The organism is Pseudomonas sp. Pseusp9 (assembly GCF_059491265.1).
Window position 1 is genome coordinate 1,623,550 of the sequence record NZ_CP168500.1, and the last position, 24,123, is coordinate 1,647,672.

General features: G+C 61.0%; 24 protein-coding genes. All 24 read left to right on the plus strand.

The window, feature by feature from the left end:
• Nucleotides 1-16: 16 nt before the first annotated feature.
• The 24 genes from fliF to ACEN8E_RS07425 all read left to right on the plus strand — a co-directional run bounded on the left by fliF (nucleotide 17) and on the right by ACEN8E_RS07425 (nucleotide 24,088).
• Nucleotides 17-1,804 (plus strand): flagellar basal-body MS-ring/collar protein FliF, encoded by a 1,788-nt coding sequence (fliF, locus tag ACEN8E_RS07310; RefSeq protein WP_495592029.1) that lies wholly within the window; start codon nucleotides 17-19, stop codon nucleotides 1,802-1,804.
• Nucleotides 1,797-2,816: a flagellar motor switch protein FliG gene (gene fliG, locus ACEN8E_RS07315; protein WP_180202851.1), complete on the plus strand. Its 1,020-nt coding sequence runs from the start codon at nucleotides 1,797-1,799 to the stop codon at nucleotides 2,814-2,816. The genes fliF and fliG overlap by 8 nt, the downstream gene beginning before the upstream one ends.
• Before the next feature lie 4 nt (nucleotides 2,817-2,820).
• Nucleotides 2,821-3,606: a flagellar assembly protein FliH gene (gene fliH, locus ACEN8E_RS07320; RefSeq protein ID WP_495592030.1), complete on the plus strand. Its 786-nt coding sequence runs from the start codon at nucleotides 2,821-2,823 to the stop codon at nucleotides 3,604-3,606.
• On the plus strand, nucleotides 3,596-4,954 hold the full coding sequence (fliI, locus tag ACEN8E_RS07325) for a flagellar protein export ATPase FliI (RefSeq protein WP_495592031.1): 1,359 nt from the start codon (nucleotides 3,596-3,598) through the stop codon (nucleotides 4,952-4,954). The genes fliH and fliI overlap by 11 nt, the downstream gene beginning before the upstream one ends.
• 6 nt (nucleotides 4,955-4,960) lie before the next feature.
• Nucleotides 4,961-5,410 carry a flagellar export protein FliJ gene (fliJ, locus tag ACEN8E_RS07330; protein ID WP_495592032.1) on the plus strand — a complete coding sequence of 150 codons (450 nt, stop codon included), beginning with the start codon at nucleotides 4,961-4,963 and terminating at the stop codon, nucleotides 5,408-5,410.
• Nucleotides 5,411-5,591: 181 nt separating this feature from the next.
• Nucleotides 5,592-5,891: an STAS domain-containing protein gene (locus ACEN8E_RS07335; protein ID WP_495592033.1), complete on the plus strand. Its 300-nt coding sequence runs from the start codon at nucleotides 5,592-5,594 to the stop codon at nucleotides 5,889-5,891.
• Between the two features lie 5 nt (nucleotides 5,892-5,896).
• Nucleotides 5,897-7,603 (plus strand): ATP-binding SpoIIE family protein phosphatase, encoded by a 1,707-nt coding sequence (locus ACEN8E_RS07340; protein WP_495592034.1) that lies wholly within the window; start codon nucleotides 5,897-5,899, stop codon nucleotides 7,601-7,603.
• Nucleotides 7,604-7,633: 30 nt separating this feature from the next.
• Entirely contained in the window at nucleotides 7,634-7,984 is a 351-nt protein-coding gene (locus tag ACEN8E_RS07345) for an Hpt domain-containing protein (protein ID WP_495592035.1), read from the plus strand.
• A 100-nt stretch (nucleotides 7,985-8,084) separates the two neighbouring features.
• On the plus strand, nucleotides 8,085-9,401 hold the full coding sequence (locus ACEN8E_RS07350; RefSeq protein WP_495592036.1) for a flagellar hook-length control protein FliK: 1,317 nt from the start codon (nucleotides 8,085-8,087) through the stop codon (nucleotides 9,399-9,401).
• A gap of 233 nt (nucleotides 9,402-9,634) precedes the next feature.
• Entirely contained in the window at nucleotides 9,635-10,138 is a 504-nt protein-coding gene (fliL, locus tag ACEN8E_RS07355; protein WP_495592037.1) for a flagellar basal body-associated protein FliL, read from the plus strand.
• Between the two features lie 9 nt (nucleotides 10,139-10,147).
• Entirely contained in the window at nucleotides 10,148-11,116 is a 969-nt protein-coding gene (gene fliM, locus ACEN8E_RS07360; protein ID WP_495592038.1) for a flagellar motor switch protein FliM, read from the plus strand.
• Nucleotides 11,117-11,182: 66 nt separating this feature from the next.
• A complete protein-coding gene (gene fliN / locus ACEN8E_RS07365; RefSeq protein WP_495592039.1) occupies nucleotides 11,183-11,629 on the plus strand; it encodes a flagellar motor switch protein FliN in 447 nt (148 codons plus the stop codon).
• 30 nt (nucleotides 11,630-11,659) lie between these two features.
• Nucleotides 11,660-12,073: a flagellar biosynthetic protein FliO gene (fliO, locus tag ACEN8E_RS07370; RefSeq protein ID WP_495593286.1), complete on the plus strand. Its 414-nt coding sequence runs from the start codon at nucleotides 11,660-11,662 to the stop codon at nucleotides 12,071-12,073.
• Complete coding sequence (fliP, locus tag ACEN8E_RS07375) at nucleotides 12,073-12,831, plus strand: flagellar type III secretion system pore protein FliP (protein ID WP_495592040.1); 759 nt, start codon at nucleotides 12,073-12,075, stop codon at nucleotides 12,829-12,831. Before fliO ends, fliP begins: the two co-directional genes overlap by 1 nt.
• Nucleotides 12,828-13,097 carry a flagellar biosynthesis protein FliQ gene (fliQ, locus tag ACEN8E_RS07380; RefSeq protein ID WP_103402486.1) on the plus strand — a complete coding sequence of 90 codons (270 nt, stop codon included), beginning with the start codon at nucleotides 12,828-12,830 and terminating at the stop codon, nucleotides 13,095-13,097. The genes fliP and fliQ overlap by 4 nt, the downstream gene beginning before the upstream one ends.
• A 3-nt stretch (nucleotides 13,098-13,100) precedes the next feature.
• The gene (fliR, locus tag ACEN8E_RS07385; RefSeq protein WP_495592041.1) at nucleotides 13,101-13,886 is read left to right on the plus strand and encodes a flagellar biosynthetic protein FliR; all 786 of its coding nucleotides are present in this window, start codon (nucleotides 13,101-13,103) and stop codon (nucleotides 13,884-13,886) included.
• 3 nt (nucleotides 13,887-13,889) lie between these two features.
• On the plus strand, nucleotides 13,890-15,029 hold the full coding sequence (gene flhB / locus ACEN8E_RS07390; RefSeq protein ID WP_495592042.1) for a flagellar biosynthesis protein FlhB: 1,140 nt from the start codon (nucleotides 13,890-13,892) through the stop codon (nucleotides 15,027-15,029).
• A gap of 237 nt (nucleotides 15,030-15,266) precedes the next feature.
• Nucleotides 15,267-17,396: a flagellar biosynthesis protein FlhA gene (gene flhA / locus ACEN8E_RS07395; RefSeq protein WP_495592043.1), complete on the plus strand. Its 2,130-nt coding sequence runs from the start codon at nucleotides 15,267-15,269 to the stop codon at nucleotides 17,394-17,396.
• Between the two features lie 11 nt (nucleotides 17,397-17,407).
• Nucleotides 17,408-18,742 (plus strand): flagellar biosynthesis GTPase FlhF, encoded by a 1,335-nt coding sequence (gene flhF / locus ACEN8E_RS07400; RefSeq protein ID WP_495592044.1) that lies wholly within the window; start codon nucleotides 17,408-17,410, stop codon nucleotides 18,740-18,742.
• 116 nt (nucleotides 18,743-18,858) lie between these two features.
• Nucleotides 18,859-19,689: a flagellar synthesis regulator FleN gene (gene fleN, locus ACEN8E_RS07405; RefSeq protein ID WP_008001746.1), complete on the plus strand. Its 831-nt coding sequence runs from the start codon at nucleotides 18,859-18,861 to the stop codon at nucleotides 19,687-19,689.
• Nucleotides 19,686-20,426, plus strand: coding sequence for an RNA polymerase sigma factor FliA (gene fliA / locus ACEN8E_RS07410; RefSeq protein WP_046046372.1), 741 nt, complete (start codon nucleotides 19,686-19,688; stop codon nucleotides 20,424-20,426). The genes fleN and fliA overlap by 4 nt, the downstream gene beginning before the upstream one ends.
• 167 nt (nucleotides 20,427-20,593) lie before the next feature.
• Entirely contained in the window at nucleotides 20,594-20,965 is a 372-nt protein-coding gene (locus ACEN8E_RS07415) for a chemotaxis response regulator CheY (protein ID WP_003183998.1), read from the plus strand.
• A gap of 21 nt (nucleotides 20,966-20,986) precedes the next feature.
• Entirely contained in the window at nucleotides 20,987-21,775 is a 789-nt protein-coding gene (locus tag ACEN8E_RS07420) for a protein phosphatase CheZ (protein WP_495592045.1), read from the plus strand.
• Between the two features lie 51 nt (nucleotides 21,776-21,826).
• Entirely contained in the window at nucleotides 21,827-24,088 is a 2,262-nt protein-coding gene (locus ACEN8E_RS07425) for a chemotaxis protein CheA (protein ID WP_495592046.1), read from the plus strand.
• The last annotated feature ends 35 nt before the right edge of the window (nucleotides 24,089-24,123 follow it).

Sequence of the window (24,123 nt, forward strand, 5' to 3'; positions counted from 1 at the left end):
AGGACGAGATTGAGTCATGGCAGAAGCAGTCGCCGATAATGTTCCGGCCAAGGCCACTCCGATAGACGGCAAGCCGCCGCTGTTCGGATTGTCCTTCCTGGAAAACCTCTCCGAGATGACCATGTTGCGTCAGGTGGGCCTGTTGGTCGGCCTGGCGGCGAGCGTGGCGATTGGTTTTGCCGTGGTGTTGTGGTCCCAGCAGCCGGACTACCGGCCTCTGTACGGCAGCCTTGCCGGCATGGACGCCAAGCAGGTCATGGATACCCTGGCCTCCGCCGATATTCCCTACACCGTCGAACCCAACTCCGGTGCCTTGCTGGTCAAGGCCGATGACTTGTCCCGTGCGCGGCTCAAACTCGCGGCCGCTGGTGTCACTCCCAGCGACGGCAACATCGGTTTTGAAATCCTCGACAAGGATCAGGGGCTGGGCACCAGCCAGTTCATGGAAGCGACCCGCTATCGTCGCGGTCTCGAAGGCGAACTGGCCCGCACCATTTCCAGCCTGAACAACGTCAAGGGTGCCCGCGTGCATCTGGCGATCCCGAAAAGCTCGGTGTTCGTGCGCGACGAGCGCAAGCCCAGCGCTTCGGTTCTGGTCGAACTCTATTCCGGCCGTTCCCTCGAGCCAGGCCAGGTCGTTGCCATCATCAATCTGGTGGCGACCAGCGTTCCCGAGCTCAGCAAGTCGCAGATCACCGTCGTCGACCAGAAGGGCAACCTGCTGTCGGATCAGGCGGAGAACTCCGAACTGACCATGGCCGGCAAGCAATTCGACTACAGCCGTCGCATGGAAAGCATGCTCACCCAGCGCGTACACAACATCCTGCAGCCGGTGCTGGGCAACGATCGCTATAAAGCCGAAGTGTCCGCGGATGTGGACTTCAGCGCGGTCGAGTCGACTTCCGAGCAATTCAACCCGGATCAACCGGCGTTGCGTAGCGAGCAGTCGGTCAACGAACAACGTACCGCCAGCAATGGTCCGCAAGGCGTGCCGGGTGCCCTGAGCAACCAGCCGCCGTCGCCGGCCTCCGCGCCGCAAACCACCGGTGGTGCGACTGCGTCGGCCGGCATGGTGCAGCCAGGCCAGCCGCTGATCGATGCCAACGGCCAGCAAATCATGGACCCGGCCACCGGTCAGCCAATGCTCGCACCGTACCCGGCGGACAAGCGTCAGCAATCGACCAGGAACTTCGAACTCGACCGTTCCATCAGCCATACCAAGCAGCAACAGGGCCGATTGAATCGCCTGTCGGTGTCGGTGGTGGTCGATGATCAGGTCAAGATCAATCCGGCCAACGGCGAAACCACCCGTGCACCATGGAGCGCCGATGAATTGGCGCGCTTCACTCGCCTGGTTCAGGATGCGGTCGGCTTCGATGCCAGCCGTGGTGACAGTGTCAGCGTGATCAACATGCCGTTCTCCGCCGAGCGCGGTGAAGTGATTGCCGATATTCCGTTCTACTCCCAGCCGTGGTTCTGGGACATCGTCAAGCAAGTGCTGGGTGTGCTGTTCATTCTGGTGCTGGTGTTCGGTGTGCTGCGTCCGGTGCTCAACAACATCACCGGTGGCGGCACAGGCAAGCAGCTGGCTGGTATCGGCAGCGACGTCGAGTTGGGTGGCATGGGCGGCCTGGATGGCGAACTGGCCAACGACCGCATCAGTCTTGGCGGCCCGCAAAGCATTCTGCTGCCGAGCCCGAGCGAAGGCTATGACGCTCAGTTGAACGCAATCAAGAGTCTGGTGGCAGAAGATCCGGGTCGGGTGGCTCAGGTCGTGAAAGAGTGGATTAACGCAGATGAGTGATAACCGAGCCATTGCCGCCAAACTGTCCAAGGTCGACAAGGCCGCCATCCTGTTGCTGTCCCTGGGCTCCACCGACGCGGCCCAGGTGCTGCGCCACATGGGCCCCAAAGAGGTTCAGCGCGTGGGTGTGGCCATGGCCCAGATGGGTAATGTGCACCGCGAGCAGGTCGAGCAGGTGATGAGCGAGTTCGTCGACATCGTCGGCGACCAGACCAGCCTGGGCGTCGGCTCCGACGACTATGTGCGCAAAATGCTCACCCAGGCCCTGGGCGAAGACAAGGCCAACGGCCTGATCGACCGCATCCTGCTCGGTGGCAACACCAGCGGCCTCGACAGCCTGAAGTGGATGGAGCCGCGCGCCGTCGCCGACGTGATCCGTTATGAGCACCCGCAGATCCAGGCGATCGTGGTGGCGTATCTCGATCCGGACCAGGCCGGTGAAGTGCTCGGCAACTTCGACCACAAGGTGCGCCTGGACATCATCCTGCGGGTGTCCTCGCTGAACACCGTACAGCCAGCGGCCCTGAAAGAACTCAACCAGATTCTCGAGAAGCAGTTCTCCGGCAACTCGAATGCCTCGCGAACCAACCTGGGTGGCATCAAGCGAGCGGCGGACATCATGAACTTCCTCGACAGCTCGATCGAAGGCCAACTCATGGATTCGATCCGCGAAGTCGACGAAGACCTGTCCGGGCAGATCGAAGACCTCATGTTCGTCTTCAACAACCTGGCCGATGTCGACGACCGCGGGATCCAGGCACTGCTGCGCGAAGTGTCCTCCGATGTGCTGGTGCTGGCCCTGAAGGGGTCGGACGAGAGCGTCAAGGAAAAGATCTTCAAGAACATGTCCAAGCGTGCGGCGGAACTGTTGCGCGACGACCTGGAAGCCAAGGGGCCGGTGCGCGTCAGCGACGTGGAAACCGCGCAGAAGGAGATCCTCACCATCGCCCGCCGTATGGCCGAAGCCGGAGAGATCGTTCTCGGCGGCAAGGGCGGCGAGGAAATGATCTAACACCATGGTCAAGAACGATGATGCACCCACTGACCTGATCCGGGCCAGGGATGTCAGTGGCTTCGATACCTGGGCGCTGCCCAGTTTCGACCCGCCGGAACCCGAGCCGGAACCGGAGCCGGAGCCCGAGCCGCCGGAAATGGAGGAAGTGCCGCTGGAGGAAGTCCAGCCATTGACCCTCGAAGAGCTCGAAAGCATTCGCCAGGAAGCCTACAACGAAGGCTTCGCGGTGGGTGAGAAAGAAGGATTCCACAGCACCACGCTCAAGGTCCGCCAGGAAGCCGAAGTGGCCCTGACGGCCAGGATCGCGGCGCTGGAGAAATTGATGAGCCATCTGTTCGAGCCCATCGCCGAACAGGACACCCAGATCGAAAAGTCCCTGGTGGACCTCGTGCAACACATCACCAAACAGGTGATCCAGCGCGAACTGGCCATCGACTCGTCACAGATCGAACACGTGATGCGCGATGCTCTCAAGCTCCTGCCGTTGGGCGTGGGCAATGTGCGGCTGTACATCAATCCGCAGGATTTCGAACAGGTCAAAGCCCTGCGCGAACGCCATGAAGAAACCTGGCGCATCGTCGAAGACGAATCGTTGTTGCCTGGCGGTTGCCGGGTCGAGACCGAGCACAGCCGCATCGATGCCACGGTGGAAACCCGTATCGCGCGAGTGATGGACAAACTGTTCGATCAGTTGCATGAACAGGCATTGCACCCGGCGGCGCCGGACGTCAGCCTGGAACTGTCGATCGGAAGCAAACCTGCGTCGGACATTGCCGATGCGCCTTGAACGCACCAGTTTTGCCAGACGCCTGGGCAGTTATGCCGAGGCCACGCAATTGGAAGGCGCACCGATTCTCGAAGGCCGCCTGCTGCGCATGGTCGGCCTGACCCTCGAAGCCGAGGGCCTGCGCGCTGCCATGGGCAGCCGCTGCATGGTCATCAACGACGACAGCTATCACCCGGTGCAGGTCGAAGCTGAAGTGATGGGCTTCTCCGGCAGCAAAGTTTTCCTGATGCCAGTCGGCAGTGTCGCCGGCATTGCGCCCGGTGCCCGAGTGGTGCCCCTGGCTGATAACGGTCGCCTGCCCATGGGCATGAGCATGCTCGGACGGGTGCTCGACGGTGCCGGTCGTGCCCTGGACGGCAAGGGCGGGATGAAGGCCGAAGACTGGGTACCCATGGATGGCCCGACCATCAACCCGCTCAAGCGCGAGCCGATCAGCGAACCGCTGGACGTGGGCATCCGTTGCATCAACGGCATGTTGACCGTCGGTCGTGGCCAGCGGCTTGGCCTGTTTGCCGGTACCGGTGTCGGCAAATCGGTGTTGCTGGGGATGATGACGCGCTTTACCGAGGCTGACATTATCGTCGTCGGGCTGATCGGTGAGCGGGGTCGTGAGGTTAAAGAATTCATCGAGCACATCCTCGGTGAAGAAGGGCTCAAGCGTTCAGTGGTCGTGGCGTCCCCGGCGGACGATGCGCCGCTGATGCGCCTGCGCGCTGCCATGTACTGCACACGTATCGCCGAGTATTTCCGCGACAAGGGCAAGAACGTTCTGTTGCTGATGGATTCCCTGACCCGATTCGCTCAGGCCCAGCGGGAAATCGCCCTGGCCATTGGCGAGCCGCCGGCGACCAAGGGCTATCCGCCGTCGGTATTCGCCAAGTTGCCGAAACTGGTGGAGCGGGCGGGTAACGCGGAGAAGGGCGGTGGTTCGATCACTGCGTTCTACACCGTGCTATCCGAAGGCGACGATCAGCAGGACCCGATTGCCGACTCGGCCCGGGGCGTGCTCGACGGGCACATCGTGCTGTCCCGGCGCCTGGCCGAGGAAGGGCATTACCCGGCCATTGATATCGAGGCATCCATCAGCCGGGTAATGCCGGCGGTGGTGTCGCCGGAACACATGACCCGGGCGCAGTATTTCAAACAGTTGTGGTCGCGCTATCAGCAGAGCCGGGATCTGATCAGCGTCGGTGCCTATGTCGCCGGCGGAGATCGGGAGACCGACCTGGCGATCTCCCTGCAACCGCAATTGGTCAAATACCTGCGTCAGGGTCTCAACGACAGCATCAGCCTGGGCGAAAGCGAAGCGTATCTCGCCTCGATCTTCGCGCCCGCGGCAGGCGGTTAAGCGGTCATGGCCCTGAGTCGGGCAGGGCGGCTGGCCCCGGTGGTGGAAATGGCTGAAAAGGCCGAGAAAACCGCGGCCCAGCGCCTGGGGCACTTTCAGGGGCAGGTTCGCCTGGCGCAAAGCAAGCTCGCCGACCTTGAAGCCTTCCGCCTCGACTATCAGGAACAATGGATCGTACGCGGCAGTGGCGGCGTCTCGGGCCAGTGGTTGCTGGGCTATCAGGGCTTTCTTGCGCAGCTGGGCACGGCCATCGACCAGCAGCGGCAAAGCCTGGCCTGGCATCAGAACAACCTCAACAAGGCCCGGGAAACCTGGCAGCAGGCATTTGCCCGGGTCGAAGGTTTGCGCAAGCTGGTTCAGCGCTATGTCGATGAGGCACGGGCGCTTGAAGACCGGCGCGAGCAGAAATTGCTGGATGAGTTGTCCCAGCGCCTGCCACGGCAGGACCACCTGTAGGAGCGAGCTCGCTCGCGATAAACCTGAGAGCGCACGGGGTTGTCAGGTGTAAAGCGATAATATTGACAACCATCGCGCGCAATAATGATCCGACAGCCACGCAACCCCTCACCTTGCTCCAACCTCTACCAAATGCTAAACCTTGTGCAAGCGGGTTTACCAATGACAAGGAAGCCATGAAATGTCAGTCGTTACAGAAGTCTCTCCGGATGGGCAAAAACTGACGATATCGGTCAAGGGACGATTCGATTTCGCCAAGCATCAGGAATTTCGTCAGTCCTACGAAGATAAACAGCTATCGGCAGTTGTGGTCGACCTGAAAGACGCCACTTACCTCGACAGCTCGGCCCTGGGCATGCTGCTTCTGCTGCGTGATCACGCCGGTGGCGAAAGCTCCGATATCCGCGTCGTCAACAGCAGTATCGACGTGCGCAAGATCCTTGCCATCTCCAACTTCGACAAGCTGTTCGACATCAGTTGATTGCCATGCAGTCACTGGAGCCGCTGACGATCCTGATTGCCGAGGACAGCGCCGCCGATCGTCTGCTGTTGTCGAGCATCCTGCGCCGCCAGGGGCACGAAGTGCTGACGGCAGCCAACGGTGCCGAAGCGGTCGAGACGTTTCGCCAGCAATCACCGCATCTGGTGTTGATGGATGCGATGATGCCGGTGATGGACGGCTTCGAGGCAGCCCGGCAAATCAAGGTTCTGGCCGGGGAAACCCTGGTGCCGATCATCTTCCTCACGTCCTTGTCCGAAAGCGAAGCGCTGGCCCGTTGTCTGGAGGTCGGCGGTGACGACTTTCTGGCGAAGCCGTACAACCAGGTGATTCTCGCGGCCAAGATCAAGGCGATGGATCGCTTGCGCCGGTTGCAGGACACGGTGCTGCAACAGCGCGACCAGATCGCCCGGCACCACGACTATCTGCTCAACGAGCAACGAGTGGCCAAGGCCGTTTTCGACAAGGTGGCGCACTCCGGTTGCCTGAATGCCGCTGCGAACATCCGTTATCTGCAATCGCCCTATGCGCTATTCAACGGCGACCTGTTGCTGGCCGCGTTCACGCCGGCCGGAGACATGCACGTACTGCTGGGCGACTTCACTGGCCACGGTCTGCCGGCGGCAGTGGGCGCCATGCCCCTGGCCGAAGTGTTTTACGGGATGACGGCCAAGGGTTATGGTCTGGCGGAAACCCTGCGTGAGATGAATGCCAAGCTCAAGCGCATCCTGCCGGTGGACATGTTCTGCTGTGCCACGTTGCTGTGCCTGAGTTTTCAGCGCCGTTCGGTGGAAGTCTGGAACGGTGGAATGCCGGACGGTTCCCTGCATTGCATTGCCAGTGGCGAGCGAACGCCTCTTCCGGCACGGCACCTGCCTTTGGGTGTGCTGAGCCCGGAATCCTTCGATGAGCGCACCGAGGTGTTTCCCATGGCGCTCGGGGATCGGGTGTTTCTCCTGTCCGATGGGGTGATCGATACCTGCGACGCCAATGATCGGTTGTTTGGCGAGCAGCGATTGCAGCAGGTATTTGCCGCCAACCGTCAGCCAGACGCGCTGTTCGAAGAAATCGAACAGGCGCTTCGCGATTTCGGCGGAGAAACCCGCGACGATGTCAGCATGGTCGAAATCAGCCTGCTGGAGCCGGCGCAGATCTCTGCGCCAGCGTTGATCTACTCCGACAGCGGCCAGTCCTGTCCGCTGGACTGGTCGGTGAGCTTCGAATTTCGCGCCGCCACGCTCAAGCGTTTCAATCCGTTGCCCTATCTGTTGCAGTTGCTGTTGGAGGTGCATGGCCTTCGGGCTCAGAGCGGTGCGCTCTACAGTGTGCTGGCGGAGCTCTACTCCAATGCGCTGGAGCATGGCGTGCTGGGGCTGGATTCGAGCCTCAAGCGCAATGCCTCGGGTTTTGCGCGATATTATCAAGAGCGCAATACGCGCCTGGACCAGCTTCAGGAAGGCTATGTGCGGCTACATTTGCAGGTGGCGCCAACAGATGACGGCGGTTGCCTGACCATTCACATCGAAGACAGCGGCAAGGGTTTCGATGTCGAACGGGTGATGCAAAGGCCTCTGGATGAAATCCGCCTGTCGGGGCGTGGGGTCAGTCTGATTCGCCAGTTGGGGCGTAATGCCCGCTGGACCGACGGTGGTCGAAGTGCACGCGTGGAGTTTGTCTGGGAGGCTCTGGCATAATCCGCGCATTCTTGATCAAGGAGTGAGCAAGTGGACGAGACACATGTGGATCGCAGCGTGCTGAGTGTGTTGCGCGAAGTGATGGAAGATGGCTATCCGGACCTGCTGGATATCTTTCTTGCGGACTCCGAAGAGCGCCTGAAAGTCTTGAGGGCCGCTGACAGTGCCGCACTGCTCGTTGAAACCGCCCATAGCTTCAAAGGCAGCAGCAGCAATATGGGCGCAGTCAGGCTGACCGAGCTCTGCCATCAACTCGAGCGGCAGGCCAGTAGTTCGCCATGCACTGGCGTTCAGGAACTGGTCCGCGAAATCGACTGCGAGTTCGCCGCTATCCGGCCTCTGTACGAAGCTGAACGACAGCGTTGCCCGGCAAAAATCTGAGCATGCGCTGCATCTGCTCTCCTTCGAGTCAAACTGGCTCGACCTTTGCAGTCAACTCATCCAACTGTACTTACGAGCCCTGTGCAGCGGAGACCGTTTCATGCCCGTTACCCCCGATATTCTGCTTCAGGCCTCCAGGCAGGCCAAGACTCAAGCCGCCTGCGCCAATCCTCCGGCGCTGGCCGCTGAGCCCGGGGACAAGGCTGCAAGCTTCGCTCATGTCTATGCCAATCAGGCGCAGGGCAAACCCGATGCGGTAGCGGATGCCTCGTCCGGGGCGAGTCGTGACAAAACCTCCGATGTCGCCGGAAAACAGGACGCTGACGACGACAAGTCTGCCGCCGAAGAGCCGGTGATTGCCGATGGCGGCAAATCCTTGCCTGCCGACAAGCTGGCCGGCGATGATCCGTCGGATGCCGACCCGGTGCCGGTTGATCCGGCACTTGATCCTTCATTGCAGCAAGCCATACAGCCAGTGGTGACTGCGCCGACAACGCCTGCCGTGGCCGAGGCGGCGCAACCAGTGGTTGAAGCGCCGGTTGCTGTGGCGATCACGGCTGCAAACGCTGCGACGCCGACCGGTACTGACGGCGATTTCGATCCCGAAGCCGATCCCCTCGACGCATTGCCGGCGGTGCGCCTGGCGATGGAGCAGAGCGGTCACGTATCGGCCTCCAGTCAGGCGCGGCCCAAGTCTGCACCGACACAAGCGCAAGCCCGGGCCGACGGCGAGCTGACGTCAGCGCAAGACTTTGCCGCCGGCATGGCGACCATGCTGGACGTTCAGGGCGACAAGAGCAGCACCGGTCAAGGGGACGACAAGGCTTTCAGCGGCTTGATCGATGACGGTCTGAAGGACCTCAAGTCCGCCAGCGGCGACACCCGTGTCGATGATTTCGCCAACCGCCTGGCAGCGCTGACCCAGGCGGCCACGCCGAAGACCGCCAATGCCTTGCCGGTGAACCAGCCGATCGCCATGCATCAGAGCGGGTGGACCGAAGAGGTGGTGAACCGGGTCATGTACCTGTCCAGCGCCAATCTCAAGGCAGCGGACATCCAGTTACAGCCCGCGGAGCTGGGGCGCCTGGACATTCGGGTGAACATGGTTCCCGACCAGCAGACCCAGGTCACGTTCATGAGTGCGCATCCGGGAGTCCGTGAGGCGCTGGACGGCCAGGCCCATCGCTTGCGCGACATGTTTGCGCAGCAGGGCATGGGGCAGGTGGATGTCAATGTTTCGGACCAGTCCCGGGGTTCGCAAAACCAGGGTCAAAACCAGCAGGCGCAAAGTGGTCGCAGCCATGCGAGCGGTGGCCGCCTCGATTCAATGGATGACGACATGTCCCAGGGCGTCGCTGAAGTGGCCGCCAACACCACCAGCGTGATCGGCTCCAGCGCAGTCGATTACTACGCCTGACGAACGAACACCTATTCCTCTGTGGGAGCGAGCCTGCTCGCGAAGACGGCATAACATTCAATATCTTTGTTGACTGTCACACCGCTTTCGCGAGCAGGCTCGCTCCCACAGTGGCTTGGTGGTGATCTTCCGACCTGAGTTGATCCGTCCATCCCTCCCAACCGTTCTGGCATAACACTTGCTCTTGCCTTGCCGTGCGACTGTGAAAACCCGAATAGTGACGGATTATTGGCATGGCGAAGAGCGACGCTGTAGTAAAAGACCCCGCAACCAAAGGCAAACTCAAGCTGATTATCGTGATCGTGGTGGCCCTGCTGCTGGCGATCGGTGTGTCCGTGGGGGCGACCTGGTACTTCATGCACAGCGCTCAGAGCAAGCCTGCCGCCGCCGTGGCGCAAGCCGGTCCCGTCGGCAAGCAGCCAGCGATTTTCGAGTCGATGGCGCCGGCCTTCGTGGCCAACTTCAACCAGAACGGTCGCCAGCGCTACATGCAAGTGAGCATCACCATGCTCGCACGCAACCAGGCGGATCTGGATGCGCTCAAGGTTCACATGCCGGTGATCCGCAATAACCTGGTCATGCTGTTCTCCGGGCAGGACTTTGCGACCCTGGCGTCGCCGGTCGGCCAGGAAATGCTGCGGCAGAAAGCCACTGCCAGCGTGCAGGAAGTGGCGCAGAAAGAGCTCGGCAAAGTGGTGATCGAACAGTTGCTTTTCACTAATTTCGTACTGCAGTAGGAACACGAAATGGCCGTGCAGGACCTGCTGTCCCAGGATGAGATCGACGCGCTGCTGCATGGCGTCGACGATGGTCTGGTACAGACCGAAAACGCTGCCGAACCCGGCGCCGTCAAAAGCTATGACCTGACCAGCCAGGATCGCATCGTCCGTGGACGCATGCCGACCCTGGAAATGATCAACGAGCGTTTCGCCCGCTATACCCGCATCAGCATGTTCAACATGCTGCGTCGCTCGGCAGACGTGGCGGTCGGCGGCGTGCAGGTGATGAAGTTCGGCGAATACGTGCACTCGCTGTACGTGCCGACCAGTCTCAACCTGGTCAAGATCAAACCCCTGCGCGGCACCGCGCTGTTCATCCTCGACGCCAAACTGGTGTTCAAGCTGGTGGACAACTTCTTCGGTGGTGACGGTCGGCACGCCAAGATCGAAGGCCGTGAATTCACGCCGACCGAGCTGCGCGTGGTGCGCATGGTGCTGGAGCAGGCCTTCGTCGATTTGAAGGAAGCCTGGCAGGCGATCATGGAAGTCAACTTCGAGTACATCAACTCGGAAGTGAACCCGGCCATGGCCAACATCGTCGGCCCCAGCGAAGCCATCGTGGTGTCGACCTTCCACATCGAACTCGATGGCGGTGGCGGCGACCTGCACGTGACCATGCCGTACTCGATGATCGAGCCAGTGCGCGAAATGCTCGACGCCGGCTTCCAGTCGGATCTCGACGACCAGGACGAGCGCTGGGTCAACGCCCTGCGCCAGGACGTGCTGGACGTCGACGTGCCGATCGGCGCGACGGTAGCTCGTCGTCAGTTGCGCCTGCGCGACATCCTGCACATGCAACCGGGGGATGTGATCCCGGTCGAGATGCCGGAAGAGATGATCATGCGGGCTAACGGCGTGCCGGCCTTCAAGGTCAAGATGGGCTCGCACAAAGGCAACCTGGCGTTGCAAGTGATCGAGCCGATCGAGCGCCGTTGACCGGCACTCGTAGCCATTCGCGAATTACCGAATTCTGAAATTTTGCTCGCCGAGGACACTGACAATATGAACACCCAAGACGACCAGGCTCTGGCCGATGAGTGGGCTGCGGCCCTGGAAGAAACCGGTGATGCCGGGCAGGCCGAAATCGACGCCTTGCTGGCCGCCGATTCCGGCAGTTCCGCGTCCAACCGCCTGCCAATGGAAGAGTTCGGCAGTGTGCCGAAAAACAACGGTCCGGTGAGCCTCGAAGGCCCGAACCTGGACGTGATCCTCGATATCCCGGTGTCGATTTCCATGGAAGTGGGCAGCACCGACATCAACATCCGCAACCTGCTGCAACTGAACCAGGGTTCGGTGATCGAGCTTGATCGCCTGGCCGGCGAGCCGTTGGACGTGCTGGTCAATGGCACGCTCATCGCCCACGGCGAAGTGGTGGTGGTCAACGAGAAGTTCGGCATCCGCCTGACGGACGTGATCAGCCCAAGCGAACGCATCAAGAAGCTGCGCTGAGTGAAAAAGTTTTTCGGGTTTGTGCTGGCGATGCCGCTCAGCGTGTTCGCGGCCGAACCGGTCGCAACGGCGACCACGGCTGCTGCGCCAGCGGTGAGCAGTGGTGTGGCCGGCCAACTGACGCAACTGGTGTTTGGCCTGCTGCTGGTGTTGGGGCTGATCTTCCTCCTCGCCTGGTTGCTGCGTCGGGTCCAGCAAGCCGGCCCGGTCGGCAAGGGGCAGGTGATCGAGATTGTCGGCTCCCGCGCATTGGGGCCTCGCGACCGGCTGATGCTGGTGCAGGTCGGCAACGAGCAGATTCTGTTGGGCCTGAGCCCGGGAAGCATCACTGCGCTGCACGTCCTCAAGGAGCCGGTACAAGTGCCGAGCACCGAGAAGTCGACGCCGGAATTTGCCCAGCGCCTGTTGGAGATGCTGGGTAAAGATCAGAAGGATAAGAAGTAATGGGTGCGCTACGCATCGTCTTGACGCTGGCCCTGATGCTGGTCGCGCCGCTGGCATTCGCCGCCGACCCGCTGTCGATCCCGGCCATCACCCTGGGCACCAATGCACAGGGTGCGCAGGAATACTCGGTCAGCCTGCAAATCCTGCTGATCATGACCGCGCTGAGCTTTATCCCGGCGTTTGTCATGCTGATGACCAGTTTCACCCGGATCATCATTGTCTTCTCGATCCTGCGCCAGGCCCTGGGCCTGCAGCAGACACCGTCGAACCAGATCCTCACCGGCATGGCGCTGTTCCTGACCCTGTTCATCATGGCGCCGGTGTTCGACCGGGTGAATCAGGACGCCTTGCAGCCGTATCTGGCGGAAAAACTGACGGCCCAGGATGCGGTCGCCAAGGCGCAGGTGCCGATCAAGGATTTCATGCTGGCCCAGACCCGCACCAGCGATCTGGAACTGTTCATGCGCCTGTCCAAGCGCACTGACATCGCGACGCCGGATCAGGCACCGCTGACCATCCTGGTGCCGGCCTTCGTGACCTCGGAGCTGAAAACCGCGTTCCAGATCGGCTTCATGATCTTCATTCCATTCCTGATCATCGACCTGGTCGTGGCCAGTGTGCTCATGGCCATGGGTATGATGATGCTGTCGCCGCTGATCATTTCCCTGCCGTTCAAAATCATGCTGTTCGTGCTGGTCGATGGCTGGGCGTTGATCATCGGCACCCTGGCCAGCAGTTTCGGTGGTGTATCGCCATGACGCCTGAAGTCGCCGTAGACATTTTCCGCGAAGCCCTGTGGTTGACCACCATGATGGTCGCCGTGCTGGTGATTCCGAGCCTGCTGGTGGGGCTGTTGGTGGCGATGTTCCAGGCCGCCACCCAGATCAACGAGCAGACATTGAGCTTTTTGCCGCGCCTGCTGGTGATGCTGGTGACGCTGATCGTCGCCGGTCCGTGGCTGGTGCAGACCTTCATGGAATACATCCAGCAGTTGTACGGCAGCATTCCGCAGGTCATCGGCTAAGCCATGTCATCGCTGCTGCAGTTGACGGATACCCAGATCAGCACCTGGGTGGCGACGTTCATGTTGCCGCTGTTTCGCGTCGGTGCCTTGCTGATGGTCATGCCGGTGTTCGGCACCTCCCTGGTACCCAAGCGTATCCGCCTGTATTTCGCCCTCGCCATCACCGTGGTCATCGCACCCAACCTGCCGCCGATGCCGCCCGTGAGTGCGCTGGATTTAAGCGGCCTGCTGCTGATTGCCGAGCAGATCCTCGTTGGCGCAATTCTCGGTTTCTCCTTGCAGTTATTCTTTCAGGCGTTCGTGGTGGCGGGGCAGATTGTCGCGATCCAGATGGGTATGGGCTTTGCCTCGATGGTCGACCCTACCAACGGTGTGTCAGTGGCGGTGATCGGGCAGTTCTTCACCATGCTGGTGACGCTGATGTTCCTGGCAATGAACGGCCATCTGGTGGTGTTCGAGGTGCTGACCGAGAGCTTCACCACGCTACCGGTCGGCAGCGGCCTGTTGGTCAATCATTACTGGGAGCTGGCCGGCAAGCTGGGCTGGGTGCTCGGCGCGGCGCTGCTGTTGGTGCTGCCGGCGATCACCGCGCTGCTGGTGGTCAACATCGCGTTTGGCGTGATGACCCGGGCGGCGCCGCAGCTGAACATTTTCTCCATCGGCTTCCCGCTGACCCTGGTGCTCGGCTTGTTTATCGTCTGGGTCGGGCTGGCGGACATTCTCAATCAGTATCAACCGCTGGCCACCGAGGCCTTGCAGTTTTTACGCGAACTGGCACAGGCGCGCTGAGTCATGGCTGAGAGCGAAAGCGGTCAGGACAAAACCGAAGACCCCACGGAGAAAAAGAAAAAGGACGCCCGGGAGAAGGGTGAGATTGCCCGTTCCAAGGAGCTCAATACCCTGGCAATCACGCTCGCCGGGGCTGGCGCATTGCTGGTGTTTGGTGGGGCGCTGGCCCAGGAAATGATGGACCTGATGCGCCTGAACTTTTCCCTGTCGCGAGAGGTGGTGCTGGATCAACGCTCGATGGGCATCTACTTGCTGCACTCGGGACAGATAGCCTTGCTGGCGATTCAACCGGTGATGATCACCTTGCTGCTGGCCGCTTTGATCGGCCCGATTTCCCTTGGCGGCTGGCTGTTTTCTGCCGGCACCATGGCGCCCAAGTTCAGCCGGATGAACCCCGGTACCGGGCTCAAGCGCATGTTCTCGGCCAAAGCCGTGGCCGAACTGCTCAAGGCTCTGGCGAAGTTTTTCATCATACTGTTCGTGGCCCTGCTGGTGTTGTCGGCGGACATCGACGACCTGTTGCGCATCGCCCACGAGCCGCTGGACCGGGCGATCGCTCACAGCCTGCAAGTGGTCGGCCGGAGCACGTTATGGATGGCTTGCGGATTGATCATCATCGCTGCCGTGGACGTGCCGATACAGCTGTGGGAAAGCATCAAGAAACTGAAGATGACCAAGCAGGAAGTGCGCGACGAGCATAAGGATCAGGAAGGGCGACCGGAGGTCAAGCAGCGAATTCGACAGCTGCAGCGCGAGATGTCCCAGCGGCGGATGATGGCTGCCATTCCCGAGGCCGACGTGGTCATCACCAACCCGACGCACTACGCCGTTGCGCTCAAGTACGATCCGGAAAAAGGTAATGCGCCGGTATTGCTGGCCAAAGGAACCGACTTCCTGGCCTTGAAGATCCGTGAAATCGCGGCGGCCAACGAGATCCTGCTGCTGGAGTCCCCGGCGTTGGCGCGGTCGATCTACTACTCCACCGAGCTTGAGCAGGAAATTCCCGGCGGGCTCTATCTGGCGGTTGCGCAGGTGCTGGCTTACGTCTATCAGATTCGACAGTACCGGGCGGGCAAGGGCAAACGGCCGGATCCGCTCAAGGATGATCTGCCGATACCACCGGATTTGCGCCGCGATTCCTGAGTCCTTCGCTGTCAATGCCGGCCTCATCGCGAGCAGGCTCGCTCCTACAGTGGGTCGGTCCAACCCGATCATTGTAGGAGCGAGCCTGCTCGCGATGAGGCCCGGCAGGGCAACACAAAACTTCCTGACAAGCCCCTCTGTTTCAACCCTGCGCAAAAGTTGGAAAGCTTCTTGCAGTAGCCCCGCTGCGCTCGCTTCAGGCGTCAAAAGTTTGCTTTAAAGGAACGGGGAAAACCGGTGGATCGCTCTCAGTTAATCAACAGTGCCCGCAGCAACATTGCCGACCTCAGTCGAGGCAATCTGGGCGTGCCGCTGTTGCTGCTGGTCATGCTGGCGATGATGATGCTGCCGGTGCCGCCGTTCCTGCTGGACGTGTTCTTCACCTTCAACATTGCGCTGTCCATCGTCGTTCTGCTGGTGTGCGTCTACGCCTTGCGCCCGCTGGATTTCGCGGTGTTCCCGACCATCCTGCTGGTGGCGACGCTGTTGCGCCTGGCATTGAACGTGGCCTCCACGCGGGTGGTGATGCTCCACGGCCAGGACGGTCATGCGGCGGCCGGCAAGGTGATCCAGGCGTTCGGTGAGGTGGTGATCGGCGGTAACTACGTGGTCGGTATCGTGGTCTTCGCGATTCTGATGATCATCAACTTCGTCGTGGTGACCAAGGGCGCGGGGCGGATTTCCGAGGTGAGCGCGCGTTTCACCCTCGACGCGATGCCCGGCAAGCAAATGGCGATCGACGCCGACCTCAACGCCGGCCTGATCGATCAGGCCCAGGCCAAGGCCCGCCGCTCGGAAGTGGCCCAGGAAGCCGAGTTCTACGGCTCCATGGACGGCGCCAGCAAATTCGTCCGTGGTGATGCCATTGCCGGCCTGTTGATCCTGTTCATCAACCTGATCGGCGGTATGGCGGTCGGCATCTTCCAGCACAACATGAACTTTGCCGACGCCGGCAAGGTGTATGCGCTGTTGACCATCGGTGACGGTTTGGTGGCGCAATTGCCATCACTGTTGTTATCGACAGCGGCAGCGATCATGGTGACCCGTGCTTCCGGTTCGGAAGACATGGGCAAGCAAATCAATCGCCAGATGTTCGCCTCGCCCAAGGCGCTGGCGGTGGCGGCAGGCCTGATGGCGGTCATGGGGCTGGTGCCCGGCATGCCGCACTTCTCGTTCCTGAGCATGGCGGCCCTGGCGGCCGGCGGCGCTTACCTGTTCTGGAAGAAGCAGGACGGCGCCAGGGTTCAGGCCCTGCAAGAGGTCAAGCGCCAGCAGGAACTGCTGCCGTCGCCGGCCCGCGCCCAGGAAACCAAGGAACTTGGCTGGGACGACGTGACGCCCATCGACATGATCGGCCTGGAAGTGGGTTACCGCCTGATTCCACTGGTGGACCGCAACCAGGGCGGCCAGTTGCTGGCGCGGATCAAGGGGGTGCGCAAGAAGCTGTCCCAGGACCTCGGCTTCCTGATGCCCACGGTGCATATCCGCGACAACCTCGACCTGGCGCCAAGTGCCTATCGCCTGACCCTCATGGGGGTGATCCTGGCCGAGGCGGAGATTTACCCGGATCGCGAGCTGGCGATCAACCCGGGGCAGGTCTACGGCACGCTAAACGGCATTACCGCCAAAGATCCGGCTTTCGGCCTGGAGGCGGTCTGGATCGAAATCAGCCAGCGCGCCCAGGCGCAATCCCTCGGTTATACGGTGGTCGATGCCAGTACAGTAGTGGCCACCCACTTGAACCAGATACTCTACAAGCATTCCAGTGAGCTGATCGGTCACGAAGAAGTGCAGCAACTCATGCAATTGCTGGCCAAAAGCTCGCCGAAACTGGCCGAGGAGCTGGTACCGGGCGTGGTTTCGCTGTCGCAGTTGCTCAAGGTGCTGCAAGCCCTGTTGGCCGAACAAGTGCCTGTTCGCGATATCCGCAGCATTGCCGAGGCAATCGCCAACAATGCCGCCAAGAGTCAAGATACCGCCGCGCTGGTGGCTGCCGTGCGGGTTGGCGTATCCCGTGCAATCGTCCAAAGCATTGTAGGCACTGAGTCGGAGCTGCCAGTTATCACGCTGGAGCCAAGGTTGGAACAGATATTGCTCAATAGTCTGCAAAAGGCAGGACAAGGCTCGGAAGAGGGCGTTCTGCTGGAGCCGAGCATGGCTGAGAAGCTGCAACGCTCGTTGATCGACGCGGCACAGCGTCAGGAGATGCAGGGTCAGCCGGTGATTCTGCTGGTGGCCGGTCCGGTTCGCGCGATGCTCTCGCGATTTGGCCGGCTCGCAGTCCCGGGTTTGCATGTGTTGGCTTACCAGGAAATTCCTGACAACAAGCAAGTGACCATCGTTGCGACAGTAGGGCCCAACGGCTGAGGTAGTGGTTTATGCAAGTTAAGCGTTTTTTCGCCGCCGATATGCGTCAGGCCATGAAGCTGGTTCGCGATGAGCTGGGCGCTGATGCCGCCATTATTGGCAACCGCCGGATCGCCGGTGGTGTCGAGCTGACGGCTGCGCTGGATTACAAGTTGTCGGCGCTGGCGCCGCGTGTTCCGAACATGGAGCTCGAAGACGAGTTGCGCAAGACTCAGTCGCGGATCGTCACCGCCCAGGCCGAATTGAGCCTGCGTGGCGAGGGCGAGAGCGAGAGCGACAAGAACACCAACCGTCAGTTGTTCGCCGGCCTGCCGTTGACCGCCGCCGAGCCACTGATCGAGCCAACGTACTGCGAACCCCATCGCCCCGTACCTGCCGCTGCGCCAGCGTCCGGTGGCATAGACCCGCGTGCGTTCGACACGATGCGTTTCGAGCTCAACAGCCTGCGCGAACTCATGGAAGTACAGCTTGGCTCGCTGGCCTGGAATCAGCTGCAAGGCAGCCGTCCGGACCAGGCCAACCTCTGGCGTCGCCTGCAACGCATCGGCCTGTCTGGCCCACTGTCGCGCGACCTGCTGGCAATGGTCACGGAAATCGAAGAGCCTCGTCAGGCCTGGCGCATGTTGCTGGCGCACCTGGCGCGCATGATCGTTACCCCGGAAGTCGAGCCGCTGGAGGAAGGCGGAGTGATCGCCATGGTCGGCCCTGCCGGCATGGGCAAGACCACCACCCTGGCCAAGCTGGCTGCCCGTTACGTGCTCAAGTACGGCGCGCAGAACATTGCGCTGGTGAGCATGGACAGCTTTCGCATCGGTGCCCAGGAGCAGCTCAAGACCCTGGGGCGCATTCTCAATGTGTCGGTGACCCACGTCGATCCGGGCCAGTCCCTGGTGCAGGCGCTGGAACCCTTGCTGCGCAAGCGCGTGGTACTGATCGATACCGCGGGCCTGCAGGCCAGCGACCCGGCGCTGCGCATGCAGCTCGAAAGCCTGGCCAGTCGTGGCATCCGCTCGAAAAATTATCTGGTCCTGGCAACCACCAGCCAGAAACAGGTTCTAACGGCCGCTTATCACAGTTACAAGCGTTGCGGGCTCGCTGGCTGCATCCTGACTAAACTGGATGAGACGGCAAGCCTGGGCGAGGTGTTGAGCCTGGCCATCAGTCATGAGTTACCCGTGGCCTACCTCACCGATGGCCCGCGGATCCCGGATGATTTGCATCTGCCGCGCCGTCATCAGTTGGTCAGTCGCGCCGTCAGTGTGCAAATGCAGGAAGAACCCAGCGAAGAAGACATGGCTGACATGTTCGCTGATATTTACCACAGCCAGACCAAGCAGGTTGGCTAAGGTAGTAATGAACAGTTTTTGTACCTACATCGATGGTCTGCCATGCATTGTTCCGATTGTGAACGCGCAGCCAGTAATGTGGCCTCCGTCTATGCAAGACAAGGTAAAGAAATAACATGGGCAGCATGCATCCCGTACAGGTGATCGCGGTGACCGGCGGCAAAGGTGGCGTCGGGAAAACTAATGTGTCAGTGAACTTGTCCCTGGCTCTGGCTGAGCTTGGCCGGCGCGTCATGCTGTTGGACGCCGACCTGGGACTGGCGAACGTCGACGTTCTGCTGGGCCTGACACCCAAACGTACCCTGGCCGACGTGATCGAGGGCCGCTGTGAACTGCGCGACGTACTGCTGCAGGGACCAGGCGGCATCCGTATCGTTCCGGCCGCTTCCGGCACTCAGAGCATGGTGCATCTGAGCCCTGCGCAACACGCGGGCCTGATCCAGGCCTTCAGTGATATCGGCGACAACCTCGACGTATTGGTGATCGACACCGCTGCGGGCATTGGTGACTCGGTAGTCAGTTTCGTTCGCGCCGCCCAGGAAGTACTGCTGGTGGTGTGTGACGAACCGACCTCGATCACCGATGCCTACGCGTTGATCAAGTTGCTTAATCGCGACTACGGCATGAACCGCTTCCGCGTCCTGGCCAACATGGCCCAGAGCCCGCAGGAAGGGCGCAACCTGTTCGCCAAGTTGACCAAGGTCACGGATCGCTTCCTCGACGTCGCCCTGCAATACGTCGGCGCTGTGCCCTACGACGAAAGCGTGCGCAAGGCCGTGCAGAAACAGCGCGCCGTCTACGAAGCTTTCCCGCGTTCCAAGTGCTCGCTGGCGTTCAAGGCCATCGCGCAGAAAGTCGATACCTGGCCGCTGCCTGCCAACCCGCGCGGACACCTGGAGTTTTTCGTCGAGCGCCTCGTGCAGCAAACAGCAGGACCGGTGCTATGACGGCAAGCGGTTACAACCTCTACAAGAGTTCGGCGCGTGATGCGCAGTACGAGCTGATCGAGCGTTACGCGCCGCTGGTTAAACGCATTGCCTACCACTTGCTGGCGCGCTTGCCGGCCAGTGTCCAGGTCGAAGACCTGATCCAGGCCGGGATGATCGGCCTGCTTGAAGTGTCGACCAAATACGACGCCAGCAAAGGCGCCAGTTTCGAGACGTACGCGGGCATTCGAATCCGCGGCGCCATGCTCGATGAAGTGCGCAAGGGGGACTGGGCGCCACGTTCGGTTCACCGCAATACGCGCATGGTCAGCGACGCGATTCGCTCGATTGAAGCGAAAACCGGCCGTGACGCTAAAGATCACGAAGTTGCGGCCGAACTCCAATTGAGTCTCGACGATTACTACGGAATTTTGAACGACACCCTGGGCAGCCGGTTATTCAGTTTCGACGATCTGTTGCAGGACGGCGAACACGAAGGGCTGCACGAGGATGGCGCGAGCGCTCATCTCGAGCCGTCACGCGATCTGGAAGATGAACGCTTCCAGGCTGCGCTGGCGGATGCGATTGCCAATTTGCCGGAGCGTGAGCGACTGGTGTTGGCGCTGTACTACGACGAAGAGTTGAACCTCAAGGAAATCGGTGAGGTCCTGGGGGTCAGCGAATCGCGGGTCAGCCAGTTACACAGCCAGTGCGCGGCCCGTTTGCGGGGGCGTTTGGGGGAGTGGCGAGCGCGCTGAAGGCAGTGTGGGGACACTGCGAACGAGGCGGGTGTGGTGTTGAACTGCGCCGGTCCCGATCTGTTGTGCTCCAGACAGTCATTGAGTGCTTTGCCGGATTGATTGAAATGGCGCGCCCAGGTGCTGGGCGCGTTTAAGACTGCTTGGAGGTCGAATTGGACAAGAACATGAAAATCCTCATCGTTGATGACTTCTCAACGATGCGGCGGATCATCAAGAACCTGCTGCGTGACCTTGGGTTCACCAACACCGTCGAGGCCGACGATGGCACTACCGCCATTCCGGTGCTCAACAGCGGAAGCATCGACTTTCTGGTAACGGACTGGAACATGCCTGGCATGACCGGTATCGATCTGCTGCGCCACGTGCGCGCCGATGAAAAGCTCAAGCACCTGCCGGTGCTGATGGTCACCGCCGAAGCCAAGCGCGAGCAAATCATCGAAGCGGCCCAGGCTGGCGTTAACGGCTATGTGGTCAAACCCTTCACGGCCCAGGCGTTGAAAGAAAAAATCGAGAAGATTTTCGAACGCATCGGTTGATGAGTGCGCCACGGGGGAGCTATGGGCAATAACGAAAGTTCATTGGGCGATTTCGAATCGACCCTGAAAAAACACGCCGTCGAATTGGTCGCGAGCCTTGAAAAGGGCAAGTTCGGCGACGCGGTGCAATTGATCCATGAGCTCAACCAGACCCGTGACCGCGGCCTGTATCAGGAGGTGGGCAAGCTCACTCGTGAACTGCATAGCGCGATCGTCAATTTCCAGATTGACCCGCACATGCCGCAAGCCGAAGAAGTGTCGCAGATCACCGATGCCGCCGAGCGTCTGGGGTATGTGGTCAAGCTGACCGAGGCCGCGGCCAACCGCACCATGGATCTGGTGGAAAGTGCCACGCCGCTGGTCAATGGCCTGGCAGATGAAGCCCAGGCCTTGAGCACGGACTGGGGGCGCTTCATGCGTCGCGAAGTCGGTGCGCAAGAGTTTCGTGAACTGGCCCGGCGGGTCGACGGGTTCCTGGCGCGCAGCGGCACGGACAATCGCGCGGTGTCGGGCAACCTGAACGACATCCTGCTCGCCCAGGATTACCAGGACCTCACAGGGCAAGTGATCAAGCGCGTGACCCAACTGGTTACCGAAGTTGAAAGCAACCTGCTCAAGCTCGTGCTCATGGCCAGTCAGGTGGACCGCTTTGCGGGCATCGAACATGACCGTGAAGCGATGCTTGCCGAAAAAGATCCACAAAAACATCTCTCTCAGGGTGAAGGTCCGCAGATTCATGCCGATAAAAGAGAAGACGTTGTGTCCGGTCAGGACGATGTGGACGATTTGCTATCCAGCCTGGGGTTTTAGAATTTTAGGCATTTTAGGTTTTCAGACCTGTCTGTTAGGAGCACACCCTTAATGAGCTTCGGCGCCGATGAAGAGATCCTTCAGGATTTCCTGGTTGAGGCCGGCGAGATTCTAGAGCAACTGTCCGAGCAACTGGTCGAGCTGGAAAGCCGTCCGGATGATGCGGACTTGCTCAATGCAATTTTTCGCGGTTTTCACACTGTAAAAGGGGGCGCCGGCTTCCTCCAGCTCAACGAGCTGGTGGAGTGCTGTCACATCGCCGAGAACGTGTTCGACATCCTGCGCAAGGGTGAGCGTCGCGTCGATTCGGAATTGATGGACGTGGTTCTCGAAGCGCTGGACGCGGTGAACAGCATGTTCAGCGAAGTCCGCGAGCGCAGCCCGATCACGGCTGCGACACCTGAATTGCTTGCGGCGCTGGCCCGTCTGGCCGAGCCGCAATCGGCTGACGAGGCGGTATCTGCACCCGTCGCCGCCGTGGTCGAAGCGCCTGTGGCTGAGGCCGGGTCCGGTGATATCACCGACAATGAATTCGAACAACTGCTGGATTCGCTCAATGCCGTCAAGGCTCAGGCCGAGGCGCCGGCAGCTGTTTCTGCACCGGCCGGCGATGCTGCTGCCAGCGATGAAATCACCGATGCCGAGTTCGAGTCGTTGCTCGATCAACTGCACGGCAAGGGCCAGTTCGCCGTCGATGCGTTGGTCCCGGCGCCCGTCGCGCCAGAGGCCCCGAAAGCGGCCAGCGACAGCTCCGACATTACCGACGATGAATTCGAGGCCTTGCTCGATCAGTTGCACGGCAAGGGTAACTTTGCCGTCGAGGCACTGGAGTCGGCCATTGCTTCGGTGCCAGCACCCGCAGCGCCAAGCGCAGTGGCGGCCGGTAGCGACCTGATCACCGATCACGAGTTCGAAGCGCTGCTCGACGAACTGCACGGCAAAGGCAAGTTCAGCGAAGTCGGTACCGCGACGGCGGCCAACGGTTCGAACGCTTCCGTTGCGGCGCCGGTGGCCAAGGCGGCGGCACCGAAGCCTGTGGCCAAGGCACCGGAGCCGAAAGCCGAAGCGCCGGCCCCGGTCGCTGCGGCACCGGCTGCAGCCCGTGCCCCGGCCGCGCCACCGGCGGAAAAACCGGCGAGCGAAGCCGAGACTACCGTACGCGTCGATACCGCGCGTCTCGACGAGATCATGAACATGGTCGGCGAGCTGGTGCTGGTGCGTAACCGCCTGGTCCGCCTGGGCCTCAACAGCGGCGACGAAGCCATGTCCAAGGCCGTGTCGAACCTCGACGTGGTCACGGCCGACCTGCAAACCGCGGTCATGAAGACGCGGATGCAACCGATCAAGAAAGTCTTCGGACGCTTCCCGCGCCTGGTTCGCGACCTGGCTCGCCAGCTCAAGAAAGAGATCAACCTGGAGCTGGTCGGCGAAGAAACCGACCTCGACAAGAACCTCGTCGAGGCCCTGGCCGACCCGTTGGTCCACTTGGTGCGCAACGCCGTCGACCACGGCATCGAATCGCCGGAAGAGCGCGAAGCCTCGGGCAAGGCCCGTGGCGGCAAGGTCATCCTGGCGGCCGAGCAAGAGGGCGATCACATCCTGTTGTCGATCTCCGATGACGGTAAAGGCATGGACCCGAACGTCCTGCGTTCCATTGCGGTTAAACGCGGCGTGATGGACAAGGATGCGGCCGATCGCCTGAGCGACACTGAGTGCTACAACCTGATCTTCGCCCCGGGGTTTTCGACCAAGACCGAGATCTCCGACGTATCGGGTCGTGGCGTGGGCATGGACGTGGTGAAAACCAAGATCTCCCAGCTCAACGGTTCGATCAACATCTACTCGGCCAAGGGCCAGGGTTCGAAGATCGTCATCAAGGTGCCGCTGACCCTGGCGATCATGCCGACGCTGATGGTCATGCTCGGCAACCAGGCGTTTGCGTTCCCGCTGGTGAACGTCAACGAGATCTTCCACCTCGACCTGTCGACCACCAACGTCGTGGACGGCCAGGAAGTGGTGATCGTGCGGGACAAGGCGCTGCCGTTGTTCTATCTCAAGCGCTGGCTGGTCAGCTCCGCCGCTCATGAAGAGCAGCGCGAGGGGCATGTGGTGATCCTTTCGGTGGGCACGCAGCGGATCGGCTTTGTCGTCGATCAACTGGTGGGCCAGGAAGAAGTGGTCATCAAGCCATTGGGCAAAATGCTCCAGGGAACGGCGGGCATGTCCGGCGCCACCATTACCGGTGACGGCCGCATCGCGCTGATTCTCGATGTTCCGAGCATGCTCAAGCGTTACGCCACACGGCGTATTTGATTCTGGTGGAGCGGGGCGCCTGGCCCCGCTCCATC

Bases quoted from the DNA above. Each gene is read 5' to 3' on its own strand.
- fliF (WP_495592029.1), top strand. From the start codon at position 17: ATGGCAGAAGCAGTCGCCGATAATGTTCCGGCCAAGGCCACTCCGATA.
- fliG (WP_180202851.1), top strand. From the start codon at position 1,797: ATGAGTGATAACCGAGCCATTGCCGCCAAACTGTCCAAGGTCGACAAG.
- fliH (WP_495592030.1), top strand. From the start codon at position 2,821: ATGGTCAAGAACGATGATGCACCCACTGACCTGATCCGGGCCAGGGAT.
- fliI (WP_495592031.1), top strand. From the start codon at position 3,596: ATGCGCCTTGAACGCACCAGTTTTGCCAGACGCCTGGGCAGTTATGCC.
- fliJ (WP_495592032.1), top strand. From the start codon at position 4,961: ATGGCCCTGAGTCGGGCAGGGCGGCTGGCCCCGGTGGTGGAAATGGCT.
- ACEN8E_RS07335 (WP_495592033.1), top strand. From the start codon at position 5,592: ATGTCAGTCGTTACAGAAGTCTCTCCGGATGGGCAAAAACTGACGATA.
- ACEN8E_RS07340 (WP_495592034.1), top strand. From the start codon at position 5,897: ATGCAGTCACTGGAGCCGCTGACGATCCTGATTGCCGAGGACAGCGCC.
- ACEN8E_RS07350 (WP_495592036.1), top strand. From the start codon at position 8,085: ATGCCCGTTACCCCCGATATTCTGCTTCAGGCCTCCAGGCAGGCCAAG.
- fliL (WP_495592037.1), top strand. From the start codon at position 9,635: ATGGCGAAGAGCGACGCTGTAGTAAAAGACCCCGCAACCAAAGGCAAA.
- fliM (WP_495592038.1), top strand. From the start codon at position 10,148: ATGGCCGTGCAGGACCTGCTGTCCCAGGATGAGATCGACGCGCTGCTG.
- fliN (WP_495592039.1), top strand. From the start codon at position 11,183: ATGAACACCCAAGACGACCAGGCTCTGGCCGATGAGTGGGCTGCGGCC.
- fliO (WP_495593286.1), top strand. From the start codon at position 11,660: ATGCCGCTCAGCGTGTTCGCGGCCGAACCGGTCGCAACGGCGACCACG.
- fliP (WP_495592040.1), top strand. From the start codon at position 12,073: ATGGGTGCGCTACGCATCGTCTTGACGCTGGCCCTGATGCTGGTCGCG.
- fliQ (WP_103402486.1), top strand. From the start codon at position 12,828: ATGACGCCTGAAGTCGCCGTAGACATTTTCCGCGAAGCCCTGTGGTTG.
- fliR (WP_495592041.1), top strand. From the start codon at position 13,101: ATGTCATCGCTGCTGCAGTTGACGGATACCCAGATCAGCACCTGGGTG.
- flhB (WP_495592042.1), top strand. From the start codon at position 13,890: ATGGCTGAGAGCGAAAGCGGTCAGGACAAAACCGAAGACCCCACGGAG.
- flhF (WP_495592044.1), top strand. From the start codon at position 17,408: ATGCAAGTTAAGCGTTTTTTCGCCGCCGATATGCGTCAGGCCATGAAG.
- fleN (WP_008001746.1), top strand. From the start codon at position 18,859: ATGGGCAGCATGCATCCCGTACAGGTGATCGCGGTGACCGGCGGCAAA.
- fliA (WP_046046372.1), top strand. From the start codon at position 19,686: ATGACGGCAAGCGGTTACAACCTCTACAAGAGTTCGGCGCGTGATGCG.
- ACEN8E_RS07415 (WP_003183998.1), top strand. From the start codon at position 20,594: ATGAAAATCCTCATCGTTGATGACTTCTCAACGATGCGGCGGATCATC.
- ACEN8E_RS07420 (WP_495592045.1), top strand. From the start codon at position 20,987: ATGGGCAATAACGAAAGTTCATTGGGCGATTTCGAATCGACCCTGAAA.
- ACEN8E_RS07425 (WP_495592046.1), top strand. From the start codon at position 21,827: ATGAGCTTCGGCGCCGATGAAGAGATCCTTCAGGATTTCCTGGTTGAG.